Origin of the sequence: Actinocrispum sp. NPDC049592 (genome assembly GCF_040675465.1) — a bacterium.
Lineage (GTDB): Bacteria > Actinomycetota > Actinomycetes > Mycobacteriales > Pseudonocardiaceae > Kibdelosporangium.
Genome location: NZ_JBFAPA010000014.1, coordinates 251878 through 275065 on the forward strand (window position 1 = coordinate 251878; position 23188 = coordinate 275065).

Consider the following 23188-nt stretch of genomic DNA (forward strand, 5'->3'; position numbering starts at 1 on the left):
CTCGGCGAGGAACCCACATAGCGGTTTGGCCCGGGTTCCCGCATTTACGCGGGAAATTCGACCGGTCGGACAAGGAAACCGGGCACCTGGCGGGATTTTCGTACGGCTAGGCCAGTTGGCTCTCGATGTAGGTGATCAGTGAGTCGACCGAGGCCATGAAGATCTCGTGGTCGGTGACGCCGATCAACGCCGGCGCGTGCTTGTGGGTCGCGGGGAAGTCCTTGTGCGGCAAGGCCGCGTACACCCGGGACCAGGCGGTGACGTCCTTCTCGGCGATCTCCGGCGGCAGCGTGCGAGCCGTGCAGCCCATGCCCGCCAACGCCAGCAGGGTGTCCATGAACAACCGGTACAGCAGTACGGTTTTGGCCGCGCCCAGGCCCAGGGGCTGGAGGGTGCGCAGGATGATCTCGACGACCTGGCGCTCGGCCGGGCCGCCGGTGCTGCGGGCGAACGTCAGCGCGAACACGACCGGGTGCTCCTGGGCCTGCTGCCACATGGCGTCCGCGATCCGTCGCAGCGCGGACCGCCACCCGGTGTCCGGCGTGATGTCGCGCAGCCGGTCCAGGACGCTCTCGATGGTGCGGTCGGCCAGCGCGAGCACGAGTTCGTCCTTGTCCCGGAAGTGCCGGTAGAACGCGGTCGCGTCCACGCCCAGCTCCCGGCCGAGGCGCCGCATGCTCAGCGCGGCCGCTCCTTCGCGTTCGGCCAGCTCAAGCGCTCGGTCCACGATCGTGGTCGCGCTCAGGGCCACCCCCGGCCCCGCGGCTCTGGTCATCCGTTCCCCTCCTGATCGGTCCAGCCGCATCTTCGCACACATCGGTGACAACAGCGTTGACAACAGCGTTGACAACAGTGTTGATGTCCGTCGGCGTCTATCAGCTGATCGTGATGTTGTCGTGTTGCTGATTTATCAGGGGAGATTCTCCCCGTTTAATCTTGTCTGGAGGCTTAAGAGCGGATACAGTCCCCGGATAAGAGCAGGAGGGAGGGGGCTGCGATGGAGACGCGCCGGGTGCGGCGGCCGCGTGCGGATGGGCTGCGCAACCGGGCCCGGATCGTCGCGACGGCCTGCGAAGTGTTCGCCGAGCAGGGCCCGGACGCCGCGCTGGACGAGATCGCGCGGCGCGCTGAGACCGCCAATGCCACCGTCTACCGGCACTTCCCCGACCGGAACGCGCTGCTCTACGAGGTCGTGCTGGGGGTGCTTCGCCGGCTCGCCGACGAGGCCACGCGACCGCGCGAGGCCGACCCGTTCGCCGCGGTCAGCCGGTTCATGCTGGCCGCGGCCGGCGAACGGATCGCGGTGATCTGCCCCTTGCTCGCCGGCCACCCCGACAAGGACAGCCCGGAGTTGGCCGCCGAGAAAGAACGCCTGGTCACAGGCGTGTCAACGCTGGTGACAACGGCGCAGGAGGCCGGGCGTATGCGCGACGACGTGTCCGCGTTCGACCTGCTGATGACGCTGGCCCAGCTCACCCGGCCGCTGCGGGGCGGGGACTGGGCCGCCGCGGAGACGTTCGCCCGGCGCTCACTGCAGCTCTACCTCGACGGGCTGGTCACCCCGGCCCGGTCCACCCTTCCGGGCAGGCCGCCCGAACCGGCCGACCTGCGCCGCTGATCCCGCTGGAGGCGCCATGAGATTCGGGCTGATCGCCGACTTCCGCACCGGTGGCTCGCTGACCTCGCCCGAGGTCGTCGCGGACACCATCGACCACATCGTCTGGGCCGAGTCGCTCGGCTTCAGCCACGCCGTCATCGGTGAGCACCACTTCGCCGACGATTCCTTCCTGCCGTCACCACTTGTGGCCGCCACCGCCATTGCGGCCCGTACCACTTCGATGCGAGTCGCGACCAATGTGGCGCTTTTGCCGCTGTACCACCCTGTCCGGCTCGCCGAGGACGCCGCTGTGCTCGATGTCGTCTCCGGTGGACGGCTGGATCTCGGCGTGGGTGTGGGGTACAACCCGGTCGAGTTCGCCGGATATGGCGTGGATCGGAAGTCATTGGGTGCCAGGGCGAACGCCGTCCTGGACACGGTGAAAAGGCTGTGGCTGGGCGAGACCGTGACCGTCCACAATGACTTCTTCGACATCGACGGCGCGCGGGTGACTCCGCGCCCGGTGCAGGACCCGCATCCACCCATCTGGGTCGGCGGCCTGAGCCGTGCCGCCGTGCGCCGTGCGGCCCGCTACGGCGATGCCTACACCGGGCCTGCCAATCCGCAGGTCTGGCAGTCCTATTTGGACGCATTGGCCGAGCAGGGCAAGGATCCCGCCACCGCACGGATCAACCTCACCGGCACGCCGTGGTTCTTCGTGTCCTCCGATCCCGAGCGGTTGTTCGCCGAGCTGGCGCCTCCGGTGCTGAACTGGGCCGGTCATATGGCGAGGACCGCTGGGCTGCCGCCGATCGGGTCGATCGAAGAGCTGCGCAAGTCCGGGCAGCTCACGGTCGTCACCCCGGCCGAGGGCGTGACCTGGATCAAGAACATGGCCGGGAACCTGCCCGTCGACATGTTCGGGCTGCGGATCGCGCCGCCGGGGGTGCCGGTGCGCCGGCTGCGGGAGCACTTCGAGCTGTTCGCCCGCGAGGTCATCCCGCAGTTCCAGTGATCACGAGGCGAAGCCGGGTCGAGATCGGCTCCGTTGTCAACACTGTTGACAGCAATGTGGCAACCGGCCTGGGCGCCCGCGACAGTAGCCGCCGGGGCTAGGGTTGGCGGGTATGGCGACCCCAGCGACGGCGGCCGGGCCGATCGTCAAGCCGCTGCCGCCGGAGATCTTCGACGTGCTCGGCACGAACGCGGAGACCCGCTGGGAGGCGTTGCGCGGACAGGGTTACCACGTGCCCAACGACCGGTTCTTCGTCCGCAACCACACATCGACCCCGACGATCGACGTCGACACCTGGCGGCTGACCGTGTTCGGCTCGGGTCTGCGCGGCGGTCCGGTCGAGTTCGGCTACCGGGACCTGCGGAGCCTGCCGTCGGAGTCGTTGTCCGCGTTCATCGAATGCGCGGGCAACGGCCGAAGCTACTACGCCAGTCAACAAGGCCAGCAGGTCACCGGCACGGCATGGCATCTGGGGGCGATCGGGGTCGCGCGGTGGCGTGGGGTGCGGCTGTCCACTGTGCTCGCCAAGGCCGGGATCAGCCGCCGGGCGGTGGATGTGCTGCCGGAGGGCCTTGATCCGGACTACGTCACCGGTGGAGTCAACCTGGGGAAGGTGCGGCGCCCGTTGCCGGTGGCCAAGGCGCTGGAGGACGTCCTTGTCGCGTACGAGATGAACGGCGAACCGCTGCCGCCGGACCACGGGTTCCCGGTGCGGCTCGTGGTGCCCTCGTGGGTGGGGATCGCGTCGATCAAATGGCTCGGCCGGATCGAGGTCGCCGACACTCAGTTGGCGTCACCGTGGGACACCCAGTACTACCGGCTGATCGGCCCGGTCTATCCGCCGGACGGCACGCTGGTGACCCACCAGGTCGTCAAAAGCGCCTTCGAGCTACCGCGAAACGCCGTCTTGCCAAGGGGAAAGCAAGTCCTCACCGGACGATCTTGGTCCGGCAACGGTCGCATCCGGCACGTCGACGTGAGCACCGACGGCATGACTTGGCGCCATGCCCGGTTCACCAGTCCAGCGTGCGAAAACGCCTGGGTCCAATGGGAGTTCCCGTGGCACCCCAAAGCTCCCGGGGCGTACACCTTGCGGGCAAGGGCCACCGACGGCACAGGCACACGGCAGCCCGATGTCGCCGTCCACAACACTCAGGGGTATCTGTTCGACGCAATCGTGCGGCACCCGGTGACGGTGGTCTAGTTCTTCGCCGCCCAGGCAGCGATCTGGGTGCGGGTGGACAGGCCGAGCTTGGCGAGGATGTGCTGGACGTGGGTCTCCACGGTCCGGACCGAGATGTGCGTCGCGGCCGCGATCTGCCTGTTCGTCAAGCCTTGGCCCACAAGTACCGCGATTTCCTGTTCCCGCTTGCTCAATGGGTCGCTGCTGTTGCCGGTCAGTTCGCGTGCCTGTGCGAGCAACGGTCGCATCCCTAGAGCTTCCGCTTGCGCGGCAACGGAAGTGGCCAGCGCGAGGGCCTCGTCGCGGTCGCCGGGCCGTCGTCGTCTGATCAGGACGCGAGCGAGATCGAGCCCGACAGTGGCCACATGTGGCCGCATGCCCGACCGCTCGTTGACCACCAGCGCCTGGCGATAGTGCCGGACCGCGTCGTCGAGCCTGCCGACCGCGGCCGCCGCCAGCCCCAGAACGCCATGAACAGCACCGTTCAGGGTCACGACACCGGCGCCGCCGCAGGTGATCAGCTCGCCGTACGGCAGCAACCGTTCGTACGCGGCCTGAGCGGTCGCCTTGTCCTCGAAAGTCGTTGCCAGGACGACGAGTCCGGCCATCACGGGCAGGAACCGCATCCCGCCGATGACGTCGTGCACCTGCTGGGGGTGGTAGCAGCGGCGGGCGATGTCCAACCGCCCGCACGATGCGTGCCAGCCGCCGATCAGCGAGGCCACGATCTCCGGCGGGTGAAACAGATACCGTTCGCCGTACTCCTCAAGTACACCGGCCTCATCACCCGTCATCCCGGCAACCGTGGCCACCACGGTCACGGTGACCTGTGTGACCACCGAACCACCGGTGTCCTTCACCAGATCCAGTGCGGTGTCAGCGAGTTCGCGGGCACGCTCGAAGTTCCCGCGCGCATGGGCGATGGCGGCCTGTGCCCGGACGTGATGCCACTGCGCGACCGCCGTCCTGATCCGGGCGGCGGCCTCGCCGATCGCCGCCAGCTGGGCCTCGGCGTCATCGAGCCGGCCCAGCTGGCAGTACGCGTCGAACCGCCACATCCGGCCCCACAACAACGCTTCGGCGTCATCGTCGGCGACGCCCAGCGCCAGCATCCGGTCCGCGAGGGACAGTCGTTCGTGGACGCCGTCCGGACCGGAACACGCCAGCTGGCGGGCCCGCAACGCCGAGCGCAGCGCCTGTGGGTCACCGGTCCGGCCGGCGATCCCGAGCGCTTCCCTGGACAGTTCGTCCACCTCGGGCGCGCCGGTGAACGCTCCCTCGGCCGCCCGCTGCGCCAAAAGCCGCGAACGCAACGGGTTGTCGTCTCGCGGCAGGGCCGCGAGGGCCTCGTCGCAGAGCGCTTTGCCGGTGTTGTTCCACTCCGCGCTGCTCATCGCCTCCATCGCCAGCGCGACTTCGGCCAGCGCGTTGGAATCGCCCGCTTCCCGGGCCGAAGCGGCGGCCTCGCGCAGCGCCTCCTCGCCGCCGATCACGTCGAACCGGCGCAGCCGGGCGATCCCGAGCCGGCACAGCAGGCTCGCGCGAGCCCTGGGCTTCAGATCCGGGAACGCCGCCAGGGTCCGCGAGTACAGGATCGAAGCGTTCTCCCAGGCCAGTTGCGCCATCGCCATGTCCGCCGCGCGCTCGGCCCATTCGGCCGCTTTCACCGGATCGCCCGCGGGCAACGACTCCAGCCAGTGGTGGGCGATCTCGGCCACGCGCGTACCGGAGTCGCCGCGTTGTCCGAAGTGGACGGCGATCCGCCGGTGCAGGTCGAGCCGCAGCGCGGTGGGCAGGTCCAGCCTGGCGGCCTCGCGGACGAGATCGTGCACGAACCGCCTGCCATCGACCAGCCCTGCCTGCGCGGCTTCGTCCAAAGCGGACAGAACCTCGGCGAGCGGGCGCTGCAGGACCTCGGCCAGCACCCCCGGATCCAACGAGGCCAGCAACGACCCAGCGCGCAGAACCTCGTGGTCCGACAACGCTTTCAGCCGGGCACGGACCGCATCCCGCACGGCATCTGGCAATTCGTCCGTGCCGTGGATCAGCCGCCCCAGTTCGGCCACGAAGAACGGGTTCCCGTGCGACTGCCTGGTCACCTTGGCGGCCACATCGTCGGCTACCGGCGCCCCGGTCAGGCCCGCGAGCTGCGTGGCGACCTCCGCCTCGGTGAGTCCCCGTAGACGGATCCGGGTCACGGTGTCTTCGCGGCTGAGCGACGCCAGCGTCTCGGACATCGCCTCGTGCGCCTCGGTGTCCCGGTACGCGGCCAGGATCAGCAGCTTCGACGACCGGATGGACCGGGCCAGGTGGACCAGCAAGTGCAGCGTCGGCGGGTCGGCCCAGTGCACGTCGTCCAGCACGATCAGCAGGCCATCCGCCTCGGCCGCGGTGACCAGGTATTCGGTGACCGCCTCGAACACGCGGAACCGTTCCTCCGCCGAGGTGATCGGGCGGGTCGGCCCGGCGCCCACCTCGGGCGCGATCAGGGCGAGATCGCTGGTCAGCTGCCCGGCCGGATGCCGCGTGGCCAGAGTGCGCAGGACCTGCCGGAACGGCCAGTACGGCGGGCTGCCGTCGTCCTGGACCGCGCGGCCCCAGACCGCCGTGGCGCCGAGTTCCTGCGCCAGCCGGGTCTTGCCGATCCCCGGTTCGCCGGCGACCAGCACGACCTGGCCGGACCCGGCGAACGCGGCCGCCCGCCGGTCGCCGAGCAGCTCCACCTCGGCCCGGCGCCCGACCAACCGCGACAACCCCACGGAAGGTCACGATAGGCGACCGGGCCGATGATCAGCGGGACGCGTGCCCGCCGGACAGCAACCACTTCAGCAGCCTGAACGGGCTCATCGGACGAGTCCTTCCAGCACGGGGACGACCTCGGCGGGTGCGGGCATCGCGGCGATCTCGCCGGCGATCCGCTTGGCGGTGAGCCGTTCCGGGCCGTCGGTGAGCAGCTGCTCGACCGCGGCCTGGATGGCGCCGGGGACCTGTTCGTCGTTGCGCAGCGCCCGGCCTGCCTGGATCCGGGCGACGGTCTCGGCGTTGATGAACTGGTCGGCGCCCTGCGGCAGGATCAGCTGCGGCAGGCCGTGCTCCATCGCGCCGAGCATGGTCCCCGAACCGCCGTGGTGCACGACCAGGTCCACCTCCGGCAACACCGCCGCTTGGGACACGAACCGCTCGACGGTGACGTTGTCCGGCAGGTCGCCGAGCAGCGCCGGATCACCGGACGGACCTACCGCGACCAGGATCTCGACGTCGTGCGCGGCGGTCTCCAGGATCGCGCGCCGCAGCACCTCGACCGCACCGAACGCGACGGTGCCCAGGGTGATGTAGACGCGCGGCCGGCTCAGCCGCCACTCGGGCGTGGGGCCGTCCTCGGACCAGGCCACCGGCCGGATCGGGATCCCGGCCGGGTTGGTGGACAGCACGGACGGCGCCGGGTCGAGGTAGTGCCGCAGCTGCGCAGCCGAGTTGTTCAGCCGGGAGGCGGTGGCCTGCCACTCGGCCAGGACCGGGTGCCACTGGCCGAGCCCGAACGCGACCGCGGCAACGCCCATGGCGTGGGCGACGACCGCCGCCCCGACGTCGGCGACCGCGTAGACCACCAGGTCAGGACGGTTCTCGGTGAATATCGGCTGCAGTGCCTCGATGGCCGCCGGAGCGCAGAACTCGCCGAAGAAGGCGGTGGCGAACCCTGCCGGGTCCATCGGGCCGCGGCGGCTGCGGGCCGTCTGGTGTTGCAGGTCGTTGAGCTTGTCCGCGTCGAAGGTGCGCGCGGTCGGCAGCGGCAACCGGCCGGCGAACGGCTCGCCGGTCGCGACGGTCACCTCGTGACCGGCGTCCGCGCAGGCCAGCGCGAGCGGCAGCATCGGGTACAGGTGCCCGTAAGCGGGAAGACTGGTGAACACGATTCGCATGCGTTCACGGTTTCAGCGAACGCCGGATCCGGGATCCGTGCAACTACTGAAGCCGACTACGTAGTCACAGCTCGGCGAGGAGTTTCTGCAGGGCGTTGAGGGTGCCGGCGAACTGGTTGCGCGCCGGCGCACCGTACCCGACGATCAGGCCGTTGGGGTTGTCCGCGCCGGTCATCCGGTGCGCGGCCAGGGTGTGGATGGCCAGCGAGTGCCGAGCCGCGATCCCGGGGACGGTGGCCTCGACCTCCCTGGACAGCGGCAACATCAGGTGCAGGCCCGCGGAGATCCCGTGCGGCTTGAGGTGGGCGGGCAGCGCGGCGACGACCTTGTCCCTTCTGGACCGGTATTCGGCGCGGCAGCGGCGGACGTGCCGGTCGTAGGCGCGGGTACTGATCATGTCGGCCAGGATGAGCTGTTCGAGGACACCCGGGTGGGTGCCGGTCGCCTCGAGCGCGGCGATCACCGGGTCGACCAGGAACCGGGGCAGCGCCAGCCAGGACAACCGCAGCGAGGGCGCCAGCGACTTGCTCGCGGTGCCCGAGTAGACCACTCGTTCCGGCGCGAGTGCTTGCAGCGCACCGACTTGGTGGCGGTCGTAGCGGAACTCGCCGTCGTAGTCGTCCTCGATCACGATCGCTCCCGACCCGGCCAGCGCCGTCCTTCGGTTGGGCGCCATGGTGACCCCGATCGGGGCCTGGTGCGCCGGCGTGACGACGACCGATGGGCTGGTCAACTGGTCCACTCGCAGGCCGTGTTCGTCGACCGGGACGCCGACGATCTGCTGCCCGGACGCCTCGGCGAGGTTGCGGAACCGGTTGAAGCTCGGGTCCTCGAAGGCCATCTCGGTGATGCCCAAGTCCTGCAACGCTTTGCCGAGAACCGTGATGGCCTGGCTGAAGCCCGCGCAGACGACGATACGGGCCGGGTCGGCGATCACGCCCCGGCTGCGGCCGATGTACGCGGCCAGAGTCGTTCGCAGGACAAGGGATCCGCGGGGTTCGCCGTAGCCGAAGGTCTCGTTGGGCGTGTGCTGGAGCACCCGTTTCGCCGCCGTCGCCCAGAGGTCCCTGGGGAACAGCGAGGGGTCGGGACGGCCGGGCTCGAGGTTCCAGCGGGGCGAGGGCTTGCGGGCGTAGGCGGTCTCCGGGATCGCCTCGGGTCCGGCGCCCGCGGTGGCGACCTTGGTCGGCGCGCCCTGGCTGGACTCCAGGTACCCCTCGGCGGCCAGGTCGGAGTACACGCGGGTGACCGTGCCGCGGGCAATCCCCAGGTCGTGGGCCAGTGCGCGGGTCGACGGGACCACCGCGCCCGGCTGCCAGCGGCCGTCGCGGATCGCCTTGCGGACGGCGTCGGCCAGCGCCTTGCGCCCGCTGCCGGGCGCCCAGTCGAGGTGGGCGTCGACCGAACTGGACCACGAATCTGCCATGGAACTGGACTCTACGCGTGAACAAGTTCGCCCTAACGTTGGTGCCATGACAAAGCGAATCAGCCTCTCGCCCGGGATCCCGAAGGCCTTCAAGGCCCTGTTGACGCTCTCCGAGGAGGTCACCCAGGCGGCCGCAGCCGCTGGCGTGGACCCCCTCATCCTCGAACTGGTCAAGATCCGCGCCTCGCAGATCAACGGCTGCGCCTACTGCCTCGACATGCACACCACCGACGCGGTCAAGCTGGGTGAGGGCACCCGCCGGATCTTCCTGCTCGACGCGTGGCGGGAGACCGACCTCTACACCGAGCAGGAGCGTGCCGCCCTGGAGCTGACCGAGGCGATGACCCGGCTGCCGTCCACTCAGGACGTTCCCGACGAGGTGTACTCGTTGGCCACCAAGGCCTTCACCGAGGCGCAGTACCAGGCGGTGGCCTGGATGATCGTGGTGATCAACAACTTCAACCGGCTGGCCGTGCCCGCGCGTCCTTCGTTGCCGCGCCGAGCGGCCTGATCCACTGGGGGCGGGGCCGTGGCGCCCCGCCTTTTCGGTGTCATGTCCACGTACCATGGAGCCGTGACGGAGCGTAAGCCGTTCGGGATGTCCTTCGAGACGTGGATCGACAAGCAGATCCGCGAGGCGACCGAGCGCGGCGAGTTCGACGACCTGCCGGGCGCAGGCAAACCGTTGCCCGGCGCGGACAAGCCGCACGACGAGAACTGGTGGGTCAAGGGGCTCATCGAGCGCGAGGGGCTGTCCGCCGAGGGGATGCTGCCGGAGTCGCTGCGGCTGCGCCGGGAGATCGAACGTTTGCCGGGAACTGTCGCGGAGTTGCCGTCGGAACGTCAGGTTCGTGAAGCCGTCGCCGGCCTCAACCAACGGATCGTCGCCTGGATGCGGGCACCCACTGGGCCACATGTCCCCATCGGCAAAGTGGACGCCGACGAGGTGGTCGGGCAATGGCGTGCCCATCGGCCGCGTCCAACTGCTGTCGTCCAACCGCCGCCGGCGCCTCGTCCTCGTTGGTGGCGAAGATTGCGCCGCTCGTAGCTCGCCTTCGGCCGGTGTCGGGGATAGCCTGAACCGAATGGCCGATATGGGGGGTTTGGGTGATGCGGCGGTTCTCCCTTCTCATCGCGAGCGTGTCGGCTCTGGCGTTGGCGGGCAGCGCGGCCAACGCGACGCACAGCTCCACCCGGGTGTCCGGGCCGAGCCCGTTCGCGCCCGGATGTAGCGGCGCCGCGCCGGGTACGTTGTACACCAACGCCGAGGTCCAGCCGCACCTGTCGGTGGACCCACGCAACCCGCGCCACCTGGTCGGCGCCTACCAGTCGGATCGATGGTCCACAGTGGCCTCACAGGGCGTGGTCACCGCGACCTCGCTCGACGGCGGCTGGACCTGGCGGCGGGCCGTGCCCAAGGTCTCGGAGTGCAGCGGTAACAACGCTTTCAAACGCGCCACCGACGCCTGGACCACCGTGGCCCCGGACGGAACCGCTTACCTGGTCACGCTTTCCATGACCGGCGCCACCTTCGAACCAGGCTCGGTCAACGGCGTCATGGTGTCCCGTTCCGACGACGGCGGCCTCAGCTGGGGCGACCCGGTCCTGCTCGCCCAGGGCGACGAGACGGTCTTCAACGACCTCCCCACGGGAACGGCCGATCCGAACGACTCGCGTTACGTTTATGCCTTGTGGACCGCGGTGACCCTGCTCGACTCGCCGCACTTCAAAGGCCCGACCGTCCTGCGTCGCAGCACCGACGGCGGCCAGACCTGGGAGTCGCCGCGCGTTGTGCACGATCCCGGGGTCGACGCGGAGACCACCGCGAACCGGCTCGTCGTCCTCCCGGATGGCACGCTGGTCACCGTTTTCGCTCGCTACCAGCAAAGTGGCGCGGTCGTCGACCTGGTGGTGGTTCGTTCCACCGACAAAGGCGTGACATGGTCGGCGCCGAGCGTGATCTCGACCCAGCAATGGGCCGGCACCAAGGACCCGGAGACCGGAACCCCGGTCCGCGACGGAGCCCAGCTGCCGCAAGCCGCGGTCGACGGCCGCGGCACGCTTTACGTGAGCTGGCAGGATTCCCGGTTCACCAACGGAACCCACGACAGCATCGTGATCTCGCGGTCCACCGACGCCGGCCGCACGTGGTCCACACCTGTCCCGGTGAACAAGAACCTCGCCGTGCCAGCGTTCTTCAGCGCTCTTGCCGCGCAACGCGATGGGACGGTGGGTGTCGGCTACTATGACTTCCGCGACAACACCAGCGATCCCGCCACTCTGCCGACCGACTACTGGCTCGTGACCTCGCGCGATAACGGTGTCACGTGGACGGAACGGCACATCGCGGGCCCGTTCGACCTCGCCACCGCGCCGAAAGCCGACCGTCCGGTGCCTTCGCTGTACCTGGGCGACTACCACAGTCTCGTCAGCACCGGCCGGTCCTTCCTGGCGTTCTTCCCCATGACCACGGGCATCCCTGGCAATCCCACGGACATATTCACAGGCGACTGACCCGCGCGGCCGCTACCCTTCCGCCCGTGTTGATGAACGTTGTGGACGTCGAGGCCACGTGTTGGACCGGCGCCCCGCCGAAGGGCCAGGTCAGTGAGATCATCGAGATCGGGCTGACCGTGGTCGACCTCGACGCGCGTGAACGCGTTGCCAAGCACCGGATCCTGGTGCGCCCAGCCCGTTGCGAGGTCAGCGAGTTCTGCACTGAGCTGACCGGACTGACGCAGGCTGAGGTCGACCGCGGAGTGAGTTTCGCTGAGGCATGCAAGACCTTGGCCGCTGACCACCAGGCGGGCAAACGCGGCTGGGCCAGCTGGGGTGACTACGACCGCAAGCAGTTCACCCGCCAATGCCAAGCGTCCACAGTGGAGTATCCCTTCGGTAACCGGCACATCAACGCCAAAGCCGTGTTCGCCGAGTCCTTCGGCCTGCCCAAGCCGGTCGGCATGGCCGGGGCGCTGAGAATCGCCAAGCTGCCCCTTGAAGGCCGCCACCACCGCGGCGACGACGACGCCTGGAACATCGCCTCCCTCGTGCTGCTCATGATCGAGCGCGGCCACTGGCCGGGTTCGCCGGACCATGGGTACCAAAGGGGAATCGGAGCGCCGATACGGTGACACCGAGGACAGCGGCGGGGTCGGCTCGTCCGAACCGATCGACCCGGACAGCCCGCACCTACCGCCGGCCTTACACGCTAAGGGATCGCCGGGCTCGGCTCCGGTCGCGCGAGCCGTAGCGCACCATTCCTGGTGGCAGCCCACAAAAGCAGAGCGGCGCCGGACAGGATGGCGCCCGCGCCGGTGATCGCGCCCCAGCCACCCGCGGCCCACAACACTGTTGACAACAGCGACCCGATCGTGCCGCCGACGAAGTTCCCGGTGATGTAAGCGGTGTTGACCCGGCTGCGGGCGGAGGGCGCGAGCTGGAACAGGCGGGACTGGTTGAGGATGTGCTGGGCCTGGAGGCCGATGTCCAGCACGACGATCCCGATCAGCAGCAGTACCAGGACGTTCCGGCCGAAGCCGGCGACCAGGAACCCGGCGAAGATCAGCAGCCAGGACACCCCAGTGCCCCAGGTGGACAGTCCACGGTCGTGCACGCGTCCCGCTCCCTGCGCCGCCAGAGCACCGACCAGACCGGCGATCCCGAACAGGCCGATGACCGAAGTCGGATAGCTGTACGGCGGGTTGCTCAGCAGGAACGTCAGCGTCGTCCAGAACATGGTGAACACCGCGAACCCGGTGGCGCCCAGCACCATGGTCACCTGGAGGGTCCGGTCACGGACCACAAAGGACAGCACCGACCGCAGCAACCCCAAGTAGGACCCGGTGGTCTTCGCGGGGATGTGCGGGATCGACCGGTACAGCAACACCGACAGGATGACCGCGATCCCCGCCGCGGCGAGGAAAACGACGCGCCACCCGGCCAGCCCAGCGATCACGCCGCTGAAGATCCGGGCCACCAGGATCCCGGTGATCAGACCGCTGACCACGATCCCGATCACCTTGCCCCGGGAGGCGTCGTCGGACAGATCCCCGGCCAGCGGGGCGAGGATCTGCCCGGACACCGTGGTCACGCCGACCGCGGCGACGGCCAGGGTCAGCGTGACGAAACCCGGTGCGATGCCGCAGGCCGCCAGCGCGACGGCGGACAGCAGCATCATCAACGGCACCAGGCGGCGGCGGTCCCGCAGGTCGCCCAGCGGGACGATGAACAGAATGCCGAGGGCGTAGCCGATCTGCGAGGCGGTCACCAGCAACCCCGCGGACTCCTGCGGTACGCGCAGGTCCCGCGCGATCAGGTCGAGCAACGGCTGGGCGTAGTACAGGCTTCCGACCGCCGCGCCGCCCGCGATCGCGAACAACACCATCAGCGACCGTGTCATCGGATGCTTTGCGCGCTCATCGACGTCATGTTGGCGTACCGGTCACCGGCGGGCGGCTGGATCGCCGTCAACCGCGCCAGCTGTGCCTCGCTGAGCCGCAGGTCGTCCGCGGCGGCGTTCTCGACCAGGCGGGACACCCGTTTCGTGCCGGGGATCGGCGCGATGTCGTTGCCCTGCGCCAAAAGCCACGCCAGCGCGACCTGTGCCGCGGTGGCGCCGACTTCCTTGGCCACGGCCTCGACCTCCTCGACGATCCGCAGGTTCGCCTGCAGGTTGCCGTCGGTGAACCGCGGGTTGGTCCGGCGGACGTCGTCCGCGGCCATCTCGTCGGTGGACCGGATCGCGCCGGTCAGGAAGCCGCGGCCGAGCGGGGAGTAGGGCACGAACCCGATGCCCAGCTCCCGCAGCGCCGGCAGGACCTCGGCCTCCGGGTCCCGCGTCCACAGCGAGTACTCCGACTGCACCGCGGTGATCGGGTGCACGGCGTGCGCGCGGCGGATGACGTCAGCGCCGGCCTCGGACAGGCCGATGTGCCGGATCTTGCCGTCCCGCACCAGGTCGGCGAGAGCGCCGACGGTGTCCTCGATCGGCGTGCGCGGGTCCACGCGGTGCTGGTAGTAGAGGTCGACGTGGTCGACACCGAGCCGCTTGAGCGAGCCGTCGACCGCGGCGCGGATGTTCTCCGGGGTGCTGTCGAACATCCGCTCGCCGTTGTTCGGGTGGGAGATCATGCCGAACTTGGTGGCCAGCACGACCTCGTCCCGGCGGCCGGCGATGGCGCGTCCGACGAGCTCCTCGTTGGTGTAGGGGCCGTAGACCTCGGCGGTGTCCACGAAGGTGACCCCGAGGTCCAGGGCTTTGTGGATGGTCCGGATCGCTTCCTCGTCATCGCTCCCGGCACCGGTGTAGAAGGCCGACATCGACATGGCGCCGAGCCCGATCCGGGAGACGTCCAGCGAACCAAGGGAGATGTGCTTCATGTCCTCGACGCTAACGCCCAGGTCGCGCGGGTACCTGGCCGAGCTGCACCCTGGTTGCCGCACACCCACCCTCTCGGCCGGGACGCCACCTAACATCGGACTATGAGCGAGAACCAGCTGGGCACGTTCCTGAAGGCGCGGCGCGCGAGCGTCAAGCCGGAGGAGGCCGGGCTGCCGCGCACCGGGACGCGCCGGGTGCCGGGCCTGCGCCGGGAGGAGGTCGCCTCGCTGGCCGGGCTGAGCGTCGACTACTACACCCGGCTCGAACAGGGCCGTGAGCAGCACCCCTCACCCAGCGTGTTGAACGCGCTCGCCCAGGTCCTGCGGCTGAGCCCCGACGCGCAGAGATATCTGTTCGCCATCGCCACCGCGGGCCCCCGCGTCCAGCCCCGCCACGCCAAGGTCTCGGACAACCTCATCGCCCTGATCAGCGAACTGACGGACCACCCCGTCGTGATCATGGACGACATGTACAACGTCGTGGCACACAACCACCTGGGCCGCGCCATCTACGCAGGCCACCAGCACAGCGACAACATCGCGCGGCTGATCTTCCTCGACCCCGGCGGCCGCACGTTCTACCGCGACTGGAACCGCATCGCCTGGGCCACCGTCGCGGGCATCCGCGCCGCCGCAACCCACTACCCGGGGCACTCCGGGCTGCTCGCGCTGATCGGGGAACTCACGGTGCGCAGCGAGGAGTTCAGCAAACGCTGGGCCAAGGCCGAAGTCCAGGAGAAGACCACCGGCCACGTCCAGTACCACCACCCCATCGTCGGCGACCTCGACCTCAACTACGAAACCCTCCGCCTCAACGGCACCGACCTCCTGATGAAGATGTTCCGCGCCGAACCCGCCACCGAAATGGCCGACAAACTGGCCATGCTCGGCAGCATCACCGCCGAGGATCAAATCGAGGCGCCGGAGGACCTCAACTCCCGAAAGCCGTAGCCCGTCACGCAACGCACCTGATGGGCGATCAATCCCGGCGGTAAGATCGTTAATGATCTTCGCGGCGGAGGGACGCAGGTCTCGCAGATCGAGGACACGTCGCTCAGCGTGCCGGAGCGTACGACTGCGGACAACGATGATGGAAGCCCGGCCGGGAAACAGCCAAGAGCAGAAACAGGCCGAGCGCATCATGCTCGAACTGCTCGGAGAACGGTTGGGCGTGGTCCTGGGCCCGCGGCGGATTCCGCTCGGCGACGGGGTCCGGGTGGAAGTTGATGGTGCCGATGCGGATTTGTCGATCCTCGTTGAGGCGTGGGCTCATCACGGTCCGCCGAAGGTCGCTCAGAAGTACAAGGTCCTCACAGATGCTTTCAAATTGATGTATGTCGCCTCGACGCTGCCGCACTCGCCTCGGCTGATCTTGTGTCTGTGTGACCCGGAAGCCGCTCGGCACTTCACCACAGCGCGGTCGTGGGCTGCACAGGCCTTGCGCAAGTACGGAATCCAGGTAGAGCTGGTCCAGCTTCCGGCCGACGTCAGCGCGGCGGTTCTTGCGGCTCAGCGGCGTCAGTTCCGGTAGTCAGTAGTCAAAAACCGTGAGCCATTCGGCGGAGGTGACGACGTAGTCCAGGGTGGACATCAGGTGGGTGATGAGGGTGGGGATGTGGGCGGCGCCGTAGACGATGGCGATGTTGAGGTGGTCGTTGTGGTGGGTGGTGTGGAGGTTGGTGATCGCTTGGGTGAGGAGGGCGTCGCGTTCGTCGTTGATCAGGCGGTCCGTGGCGCTGGTGGGGTCGAACTGGTCGATGTCGGTGTCGTCGTTGGTGACGAGGTGGCGGGCCAGGTGTTCGCGGGTGGCGAAGGTGCGCAGGTAGAGGGCGCTGAGGGGGATCATGGCGCGTTCGAGGAACGGGAGTTGGCGCCATTTCCGGTCGAACTCGTCGCCGGGCATGTCCGGCCACACGATGGGCACGCCGACCTCGACCATCTCGTAGGACTGCCCGACCAGGCCCAGGCGGGCGGCGACGCGGGACGGGCGTGACGATGAACCCGGACGGCCGCCCTCGGCGACGATCAGGTCGTGCTCGCGCAACCGCCGTGACACCTCGGCGTAGAACGACGCCTCACCCAGGTGGATCATCGGGTACAGCGTGAACCGCAGTGGTGCCGACCGCCGCGTCAGTACACAAACGGCGGACCGCAAGCCCATCAGGCCCGCCTCGACGACGTCCATCAGCCCAGGAAGTCGATCATCGCGGCCGCCAGCGCAGGGCTGCCCATAACGGTGAAGTGGTTCCCGGGAACCTCGACGAACCGCGCATTCGGCAACGCATCAGCCAGCCCTGAACCGGAGACATCCGCATCCCCGGCCGCCACCAGAACAGGCGTCCTGACCTGCGACAACTCAGAAACGGACGTAGGCACCAGCGAGTCAAGCACGAGCAGCGAAGTCCGCGGATCAACCCCGGCCTGCCCGAACCAGTAAGCCTGCTGCCCCTCGGGAGTGTCCGGATCAAGCGGCGAACCAGCGGCCATCGCGGTCAGCGCCCGTCGCCGAACACCTCCACCCTGCGGCGAGCGAGTGACCGCATCAAGCCCCTGACCAGCGATAACAGCCGCAACCGGCCGAGCCCCGCGCACCAGCATCCGCAAAGCCACCCGAGCACCCAGCGAGTACCCGCCCAACCAGTACGAGTCCAGCGAAGCGACCAGCTCAAGCCCGTCGTCCACCAGCACATCGGGCGGATAGGGCCCCTGCACGTTGTCTCCATGCCCGCGGAGGTCCGGCAGGATCACCCGGAAGCCCTGGGCGGCCAGCGCCGAAGCGGGCCCATGAGAGATCAACTGCTCGCCTGAAGCCCCGAACCCGTGCAGCAGCACGAGCGGCCTACCAGCGCCAATCGACCGTACGTCCCCCATAGCCACAGCCTACCGAGCAGTTTCATATGATATGAGCATCTGATCTCATCATCTGAAGGGGACCCATGGACGTTCCGGAGATCGACGCAAGTGACCCGGCAGTGCTCAACGACCCGTTCACCGCGTACGGCAAAGCCCGCGACCAGGCCCCGCTCGCGCGGTTACGGATCCCGGGGATGGGTGCATGGTGGGTCGTGACCAGGCATGACACCGTCAAGGCGATGCTGGCCGACCCGAGGTTCGAGCTGAGCTCGGCGAGCTTCATGCGGCCGCCGGGCATTCCCGACCGCTACCTGCCCTACATGCGCACCTTGTCCGAAATGGACGGCCCGGACCACCGCCGGCTCCGGCGCCTGGTCGCGCCCGCGTTCACCCCGAGGCGCGCGGAGGAGTTCCGCCCGAGGATCGTCCCGATCGTCGACGCCCTGCTCGACGACGAACCCCAGGACCTCGTCCGCGACTTCGCCCAGCCGCTGCCGATGGACGTGATCTGCGAGTTCGTCGGCATTCCGCCCGAAGACCGGCCGAGGTGGCGCGAGTACGGCGCCGCGATCGCCGCCGGGTACGGCCCGGGTTTCGCCGAGGCCATCCCCGGGATCATGGACGACACCCTGGCCGCCATAACCCAGCGCCGCGAGGAACCCGCCGACGACCTGGCGTCCTTCCTGATCCAGGCGAACGAGGACGAACGCCTCACCGACACCGAGATCGTCAGCCTGGTCTGGCACCTGGTCCTGGCCGGGCAGACCCCGGCGAACCTGATCACCAACGCCGTCGAGCTGATGCTGACCCAGCAGGTCAAGGAGATCAACGTCGACGAGCTGATGCGCTTCTGCAGCCCCCAGTTGCTCACCGCGCCCCGCTACGCGAAGGAGGACGTCGAGCTCGAAGGGATCCTGATCCGCAAGGGCGACGCCGTGACCACGGCCATGGTGGCCGCCAACCGCGATCCCCAGGTCTTCGAGCACCCGGAGACGTTCGACGTCACGCGCCAGGCGACCGGCCATGTCGGCTTCGGGCACGGCCCGCACTTCTGCCTCGGCGCCGCCCTCGCCCGCGTCGAGACGGAGGTCGCGCTGACCCGGCTGTTCGAGCGTTTCCCCAGCTTGCGGTTGGGTGAGGGGGTCGAGCGTACGCCCGACGGCGGCACTTGGCGGCTGACCGCGCTGCCCGTGAAAGGTTCGTGAAAGGCCGCCCCGTAACTATGTCTCGTGTGGCCTGCTGGGGGTAGGCCAAGGGCGTTGGGGGGCGACGTGCTCGAGATGAAAGTGCTGGGAGCCTGGGCGGTCACGGACGGGCCAACCGAGGTTTCCGTCCCGCCAGGCCACCTGCGGTCGCTTTTGTCGGTACTCGTGCTGGCGGACGGTCAGCCGGTGCGGGTCGACACGTTGGCCGAGCAACTGTGGGGGGACCAGCAGCCGGCGAACGTACGGGGCACGCTGTCCACGTACGTGACCCGGCTGCGGCGGTTGCTCGGCAGCGGCGCCATCACCTCCTACCCGGGCGGCGGGTACTCGCTGTCCGGCGCCGGTCAGACTGTTGACCTGCACCGGTTCCGTGAACTGCTGCGTCAGGCCCGGGAGGCGCAGTCCTCGGACGACGAGCTGGACCGGCTGACCGAGGCGCTCGGGCTGTGGCGGGGCCGGCCGTTCACCGGGGTGGACTGCGGCTGGCTGGAACGGGACATCGTGCCGGGCCTGACCGAGGAGTGGTTCACCGCGACCGAGCGGCGGATCGACCTCGAACTGGCCCGCGGCCGCTCCAGCGAGCTGATCGCCGAACTGTGGCAGCTGACCAACAGCTACTCGTTCCGGGAGTCGTTGTGGCTGCGGCTGATCGGCGCCCTGCACCGGGCCGGCCGGCGGGCCGACGCGCTCGCGGCCTACCGGCGGGTGCACACGATCCTGCGGGACGACCTTGGCATCGATCCCGGGGCGGAACTGCAACGGCTGCACCAGATCGTGCTGCGCGGCGACCGGCCTGCCGCGAGCAAGGGCCCGCACCAGCTGCCACCCGGCCGCGCCCGGTTCACCGGCCGCGCCACCGACCTGTCCGCACTGGACCGAATGTTGTCCACAATGGACAGAAATGCCATCGTCACCATCGACGGCCCGGCCGGGATGGGCAAGACCGCGCTGGCCGTGCACTGGGCCCACCGGATCGCCGCCCGCTACCCGGATGTCCAGCTGTACCTGGATCTCAAGGGCTACTCACGGGACACCCCGGTCACGGCCGCCGCCGCGCTGAAGACCGTGCTCCAGTCGCTGGGCGTGCCCGGCGAACGGATTCCGCCGCAGCTGCACGAGAGATCCGCCTTGCTGCGCACCACTTTGGCGGGGCGGCGGACGTTGCTGTTGCTGGACAACGCCCGTGACGCCGCTCAGGTCCGGCCGTTGCTGCCCGGCCCGGGCAGCCTCGCGATCATCACCAGCCGCAACCAGTTGCGTGGTCTGTCCATCAAGGACGGTGCCGCGCGGTGGACGGTCGGCCGGCTGACCCAGAGCGAGGCTCTCGACCTGCTGACCGCCGGGATGAGCGTCGTGGACACCGCGGCGGCCACCAGGATCGTCGAGCTGTGCGACCGGCTTCCGCTGGCCCTGGCCATTGCCGCCGAACGCGCCCGCAGCGCGGGCAGCATGGCCGAGGCGCTGACCGACGGCAGCCTGGACGACTTCAGCTTCGGTGAGGAAGACCTCCGAGAGGCCTTGACCTGGTCCTACCGGATGCTGGATCCCTGTGCCGCGGCCACTTTCCGCACGTTCAACCGGTACACGGCGCAGGCTCGCGTGCTGGACCGGCTGGTGGAGGAGAACCTGGTGGACCACGCCCAGGGCCGCTACGAGATGCACCGCCTCACGCGTCTCTACGCGGCCGAGGGCCCGGTCCAGTGGTCAGTCGCCGAACTCCTTGCGAACTAACGGAAGCACCTCGGTGCCGAGCAGCTCGATGGCGGTCATCACCTTGGCGTGCGGCACCCCGGCCCAGTCCATCTGCATCGCATACCGGTCCGCGCCAACGAGTTTGCCGACCTCGATGATCCGCTCGGCGACCTCCTGCGGGCTGCCGGTGAACAACGCCTGGGCGCCGCGCGTGGCCGCGTCGTAGTCGGCCCGCGACGGCAGCGGCCAGCCGCGCGCCTGCGAGCCGTACTTCATGACCTCCATCCAGTACGGGAAGAAGGTCTCCTTGGCGCCCTGGGAGGTTCGCTCGATGAACCCGATCGCGCCCATCGTCACGTGCAGGTTCTCGTCGCTGTGCTCGCCCGCGGCCCCGGCCCGGCGGTACAGGTCGACCAGGGGCGCGAACCGTTCCGGCTGACCGCCGATGACGGCGTAGACCACTGGCAGGCCAAGCAGACCCGCCCGGATGGACGACTCGGGGTTACCGCCCGTGCCCACTGAGATGCGCAGCCGTTCGCGGTAGGGCCGCGGCAGCACGCGCACGTTCTCCAAAGGTGGCCGGAACTTGCCAGACCAGGTGACCGGGTCGTTGCGGTCGATGGTCAGCAGCAGCGCGAGTTTCTCCTCGAACAGCTCGTCGTAGTCCGACAACTTCGCGCCGAACAACGGGAACGACTCGGTGAACGAGCCGCGCCCGGCCAGCAGCTCCGCGCGGCCGCGGCTGAGCTGGTCGAGCGTGGTGAACTGCTGGTACACCCGGACCGGGTCCTCGGTGCTGAGCACGGTCACCGCGCTGGACAGGGTGATGTTCTGGGTGATGCTGGCCGCGGCCGCCAGGACGGTGCCGGGGTTGGAGATGGCGTACTGGTCCAGGTGGTGCTCACCCAGGCCGTACATGCCGATGCCCAGCTCATCGGCGAGCTTGATCCGCTCCAGGGTGTTGGCCAGCGCGTCGGCCACTGGCACCTGTTCGCCGGTGAGCGGGTCCGGTGCGCGGTCCCCGAAGCTGTAGATCCCGAGTTCCATGTCTCCATCCTGCGTCATCCGAACGCCCGGTGATCCCGGACTACAGTGGTTGAAGTGACAGACAAGCCAAGGAAGACCCCCGGCCCGGACCACCCGATCACCGTCACCCCGACGAGCGGCCGCGTGGTCGTGAAGCTCGGCGGCGAGGTGATCGCCGACTCGCGGGACGCGCTCACCCTGCAGGAGTCCACCTACCCGGCGGTGCAGTACATCCCGCGCAAGGACGTGGACTTCAGCAAGCTGGAGCGCACCGAGCACCAGACCTACTGCCCCTACAAGGGCGATGCCTCCTACTACAGCCTCGTGCCCGCGGGCGAGGACGGCGTGAACTCGGTCTGGTCGTATGAGAGCCCGTACGACCCGGTCGCGCAGATCAAGGACCACGTCGCCTTCTACCCCAACCGCGTCGACTCGATCGAGATCACCGGCTAGCGGGCACCCAGCCCTTGCTGGCCGCGTGCCAGACGTCCTGGACCGACGCGATGTACCCGTCCGGATCGGTCGCCCGCAGCCGCGCGGCGGCCGATGTCTCGTCCGGGTGGGTCAGGATCAGGAACCGCTCCGCCTCGAGGTCGCGCACGATCGTGTCGGCGGCCTGCCAGGCCGGGATCATCCGGCTGGCGATCCGCGCGGCCCGTTTGGCGGCGGTCTGGTCGCCGTTGGACATCAGCGGCGTGTCCACGACTCCCGGGCACACACAGGAGAACCGGACGCCGGTGTTGGCGTGCACCACCGCGAGCGACTCGGCCAGGGCGACGGCCGCGTGCTTGGTGACGGTGTAGGGCATGGCGCCGGGACTGGTCAGCAGTCCCGCGCACGAGGCCACGTTCACCAGGTAGCCGTCCTCCCGGTCGAGCATCGCGGGGAGCAACGCCCGCGCAGCCCACACGTGCGACATCACGTGCATGTCCCACTGCCGCTGCCAGCCCATGTCGCCGATCTCCGGGCCACCTTGGGGGTGCACGGTGCCCGCGTTGGAGATCCACACGTCCACCGGTCCGTACATGCTCTCCGCCTGGGCGATGACACGCAGGATCTCGGTCTCGTAACCGACGTCGGCCTGCACCGCCATGCCCTGCACCTCGGCGGCGACGGCCTTGGCGTCCGCGAGGTTCTTGTCCGCGATGACCACGCCACGGGGGTTCTCCCCGGCGAACCGCCGGGCCAGGGCCGCACCGATACCACTGCCCCCACCAGTGATGACGATAAGTCGGCCGTCGAAATCCATGACCCGACTTTAACCTTTGGTAAAGACTTGGCGAGGCGTGATTTCGCCAGGTTGCCGAAGTGGACAGTGGGTGAACGGCCCTTCGCCTGCCGGACACCCGGGCTTGCTTGACTGGGCGGCATGACGGCTACTCGGGGGGAGCGGTTCACCGCCGCCATGGCCGCCGTCGTGCGGCGGCTCCCTTTTGGACTCAACCGGATCGTCCCGCCCAGCCTGCTGGGGTTCGCGGTGATCAACGGGTTCACCTTCGGCGTGGACCTGACCATCCTCAGCCTGCTGCACGGGCTGCTGCCCCTGTGGCTCGCCATCACTGTGGCGTACGGCTGCGCGTTCGGGCTGAGTTACGCGCTCAACCGGATGTTCAACTTCCGCTCGCACGCCGCCGTCGGGCCGCAGCTGACCGTCTACGTGATCGTCGTGGTGATCAACTACCTCGCGTGGATCCTGGGCGTGGCCACGGGTTTGACCGCGCTGGGCCTGGACTACCGGATCTCCCGGATGGTCGCCGGCGGCTGCGAGGCGGTGTACATGTACTGCGCCATGCGGTGGGTGGTCTTCCGCGACCGTTCGGCCGCACCCACAACCGTTTCACAACAGCAGCACGATATGCAGTTGGACAGCGGTTCCGCAGGATGAGGTGGGG

Annotated in this window: 23 protein-coding genes; 13 read left to right on the forward strand and 10 right to left on the reverse strand. The window is 68.9% G+C overall.

The window, feature by feature from the left end:
- Window positions 1-106: 106 nt before the first annotated feature.
- Window positions 107-775 carry a helix-turn-helix domain-containing protein gene (locus tag AB0J95_RS31825; protein ID WP_364766039.1) on the reverse strand — a complete coding sequence of 223 codons (669 nt, stop codon included), beginning with the start codon at window positions 773-775 and terminating at the stop codon, window positions 107-109.
- 222 nt (window positions 776-997) lie between these two features.
- Between AB0J95_RS31825 and AB0J95_RS31830 the strand changes: the two genes are divergently transcribed.
- The 3 genes from AB0J95_RS31830 (at window position 998) to AB0J95_RS31840 (ending at window position 3816) form a co-directional block, all read left to right on the forward strand.
- The gene (locus tag AB0J95_RS31830; RefSeq protein ID WP_364766042.1) at window positions 998-1618 is read left to right on the forward strand and encodes a helix-turn-helix domain-containing protein; all 621 of its coding nucleotides are present in this window, start codon (window positions 998-1000) and stop codon (window positions 1616-1618) included.
- 16 nt (window positions 1619-1634) lie between these two features.
- On the forward strand, window positions 1635-2612 hold the full coding sequence (locus AB0J95_RS31835; RefSeq protein ID WP_364766045.1) for an LLM class flavin-dependent oxidoreductase: 978 nt from the start codon (window positions 1635-1637) through the stop codon (window positions 2610-2612).
- Window positions 2613-2724: 112 nt separating this feature from the next.
- On the forward strand, window positions 2725-3816 hold the full coding sequence (locus tag AB0J95_RS31840; RefSeq protein ID WP_364766047.1) for a sulfite oxidase: 1092 nt from the start codon (window positions 2725-2727) through the stop codon (window positions 3814-3816).
- On the opposite strand, the gene AB0J95_RS31845 is transcribed toward AB0J95_RS31840, so the two are convergent.
- The 3 genes from AB0J95_RS31845 to AB0J95_RS31855 form a co-directional block, all read right to left on the reverse strand.
- Window positions 3813-6554, reverse strand: a complete 2742-nt coding sequence (locus AB0J95_RS31845) for an AAA family ATPase (protein WP_364766049.1) — start codon at window positions 6552-6554, stop codon at window positions 3813-3815. The genes AB0J95_RS31840 and AB0J95_RS31845 overlap by 4 nt on opposite strands.
- A gap of 84 nt (window positions 6555-6638) precedes the next feature.
- Window positions 6639-7715, reverse strand: a complete 1077-nt coding sequence (locus tag AB0J95_RS31850) for a glycosyltransferase (RefSeq protein ID WP_364766052.1) — start codon at window positions 7713-7715, stop codon at window positions 6639-6641.
- Window positions 7716-7779: 64 nt separating this feature from the next.
- The gene (locus AB0J95_RS31855) at window positions 7780-9141 is read right to left on the reverse strand and encodes a PLP-dependent aminotransferase family protein (RefSeq protein ID WP_364766055.1); all 1362 of its coding nucleotides are present in this window, start codon (window positions 9139-9141) and stop codon (window positions 7780-7782) included.
- A 46-nt stretch (window positions 9142-9187) separates the two neighbouring features.
- On the opposite strand from AB0J95_RS31855, the gene AB0J95_RS31860 reads away from it, so the two are divergent.
- From AB0J95_RS31860 to AB0J95_RS31875, 4 genes are all read left to right on the forward strand, one after another.
- Complete coding sequence (locus AB0J95_RS31860) at window positions 9188-9652, forward strand: carboxymuconolactone decarboxylase family protein (protein ID WP_364766058.1); 465 nt, start codon at window positions 9188-9190, stop codon at window positions 9650-9652.
- 63 nt (window positions 9653-9715) lie between these two features.
- Complete coding sequence (locus tag AB0J95_RS31865) at window positions 9716-10189, forward strand: DUF1992 domain-containing protein (protein ID WP_364766061.1); 474 nt, start codon at window positions 9716-9718, stop codon at window positions 10187-10189.
- 62 nt (window positions 10190-10251) lie between these two features.
- Window positions 10252-11655 (forward strand): sialidase family protein, encoded by a 1404-nt coding sequence (locus AB0J95_RS31870; RefSeq protein WP_364766064.1) that lies wholly within the window; start codon window positions 10252-10254, stop codon window positions 11653-11655.
- A 32-nt stretch (window positions 11656-11687) separates the two neighbouring features.
- A complete protein-coding gene (locus AB0J95_RS31875; protein ID WP_364766262.1) occupies window positions 11688-12272 on the forward strand; it encodes a 3'-5' exonuclease in 585 nt (194 codons plus the stop codon).
- Between the two features lie 77 nt (window positions 12273-12349).
- On the opposite strand, the gene AB0J95_RS31880 is transcribed toward AB0J95_RS31875, so the two are convergent.
- Together AB0J95_RS31880 and AB0J95_RS31885 are read right to left on the reverse strand one after the other, a co-directional pair.
- Window positions 12350-13540 (reverse strand): MFS transporter, encoded by a 1191-nt coding sequence (locus tag AB0J95_RS31880; RefSeq protein WP_364766067.1) that lies wholly within the window; start codon window positions 13538-13540, stop codon window positions 12350-12352.
- Window positions 13537-14520: an aldo/keto reductase gene (locus tag AB0J95_RS31885; protein ID WP_364766070.1), complete on the reverse strand. Its 984-nt coding sequence runs from the start codon at window positions 14518-14520 to the stop codon at window positions 13537-13539. The genes AB0J95_RS31880 and AB0J95_RS31885 overlap by 4 nt, the downstream gene beginning before the upstream one ends.
- Window positions 14521-14622: 102 nt before the next feature.
- Between AB0J95_RS31885 and AB0J95_RS31890 the strand changes: the two genes are divergently transcribed.
- Window positions 14623-15471, forward strand: a complete 849-nt coding sequence (locus AB0J95_RS31890; RefSeq protein WP_364766073.1) for a helix-turn-helix transcriptional regulator — start codon at window positions 14623-14625, stop codon at window positions 15469-15471.
- Window positions 15472-15607: 136 nt separating this feature from the next.
- Window positions 15608-16051, forward strand: a complete 444-nt coding sequence (locus tag AB0J95_RS31895) for a hypothetical protein (protein ID WP_364766075.1) — start codon at window positions 15608-15610, stop codon at window positions 16049-16051.
- On the opposite strand, the gene AB0J95_RS31900 is transcribed toward AB0J95_RS31895, so the two are convergent.
- Both AB0J95_RS31900 and AB0J95_RS31905 read right to left on the reverse strand, forming a co-directional pair.
- A complete protein-coding gene (locus tag AB0J95_RS31900; RefSeq protein ID WP_364766078.1) occupies window positions 16052-16705 on the reverse strand; it encodes a hypothetical protein in 654 nt (217 codons plus the stop codon). It abuts the gene before it with no gap.
- Complete coding sequence (locus tag AB0J95_RS31905; RefSeq protein ID WP_364766081.1) at window positions 16705-17391, reverse strand: alpha/beta hydrolase; 687 nt, start codon at window positions 17389-17391, stop codon at window positions 16705-16707. Before AB0J95_RS31905 ends, AB0J95_RS31900 begins: the two co-directional genes overlap by 1 nt.
- A 65-nt stretch (window positions 17392-17456) precedes the next feature.
- Between AB0J95_RS31905 and AB0J95_RS31910 the strand changes: the two genes are divergently transcribed.
- Complete coding sequence (locus tag AB0J95_RS31910) at window positions 17457-18578, forward strand: cytochrome P450 (RefSeq protein ID WP_364766084.1); 1122 nt, start codon at window positions 17457-17459, stop codon at window positions 18576-18578.
- A 75-nt stretch (window positions 18579-18653) separates the two neighbouring features.
- Window positions 18654-20309 (forward strand): BTAD domain-containing putative transcriptional regulator, encoded by a 1656-nt coding sequence (locus AB0J95_RS31915; protein WP_364766087.1) that lies wholly within the window; start codon window positions 18654-18656, stop codon window positions 20307-20309.
- Here AB0J95_RS31915 and AB0J95_RS31920 read toward each other — a convergent pair.
- Window positions 20283-21317, reverse strand: a complete 1035-nt coding sequence (locus AB0J95_RS31920; RefSeq protein WP_364766090.1) for an LLM class flavin-dependent oxidoreductase — start codon at window positions 21315-21317, stop codon at window positions 20283-20285. The two genes, AB0J95_RS31915 and AB0J95_RS31920, sit on opposite strands and share 27 nt — an antisense overlap.
- A gap of 54 nt (window positions 21318-21371) precedes the next feature.
- On the opposite strand from AB0J95_RS31920, the gene AB0J95_RS31925 reads away from it, so the two are divergent.
- Window positions 21372-21749, forward strand: coding sequence for a DUF427 domain-containing protein (locus tag AB0J95_RS31925; RefSeq protein WP_364766093.1), 378 nt, complete (start codon window positions 21372-21374; stop codon window positions 21747-21749).
- On the opposite strand, the gene AB0J95_RS31930 is transcribed toward AB0J95_RS31925, so the two are convergent.
- Window positions 21739-22545 carry an SDR family oxidoreductase gene (locus AB0J95_RS31930; RefSeq protein WP_364766096.1) on the reverse strand — a complete coding sequence of 269 codons (807 nt, stop codon included), beginning with the start codon at window positions 22543-22545 and terminating at the stop codon, window positions 21739-21741. The genes AB0J95_RS31925 and AB0J95_RS31930 overlap by 11 nt on opposite strands.
- Window positions 22546-22665: 120 nt before the next feature.
- Between AB0J95_RS31930 and AB0J95_RS31935 the strand changes: the two genes are divergently transcribed.
- Entirely contained in the window at window positions 22666-23181 is a 516-nt protein-coding gene (locus AB0J95_RS31935) for a GtrA family protein (protein ID WP_364766099.1), read from the forward strand.
- Window positions 23182-23188: the final 7 nt, after the last annotated feature.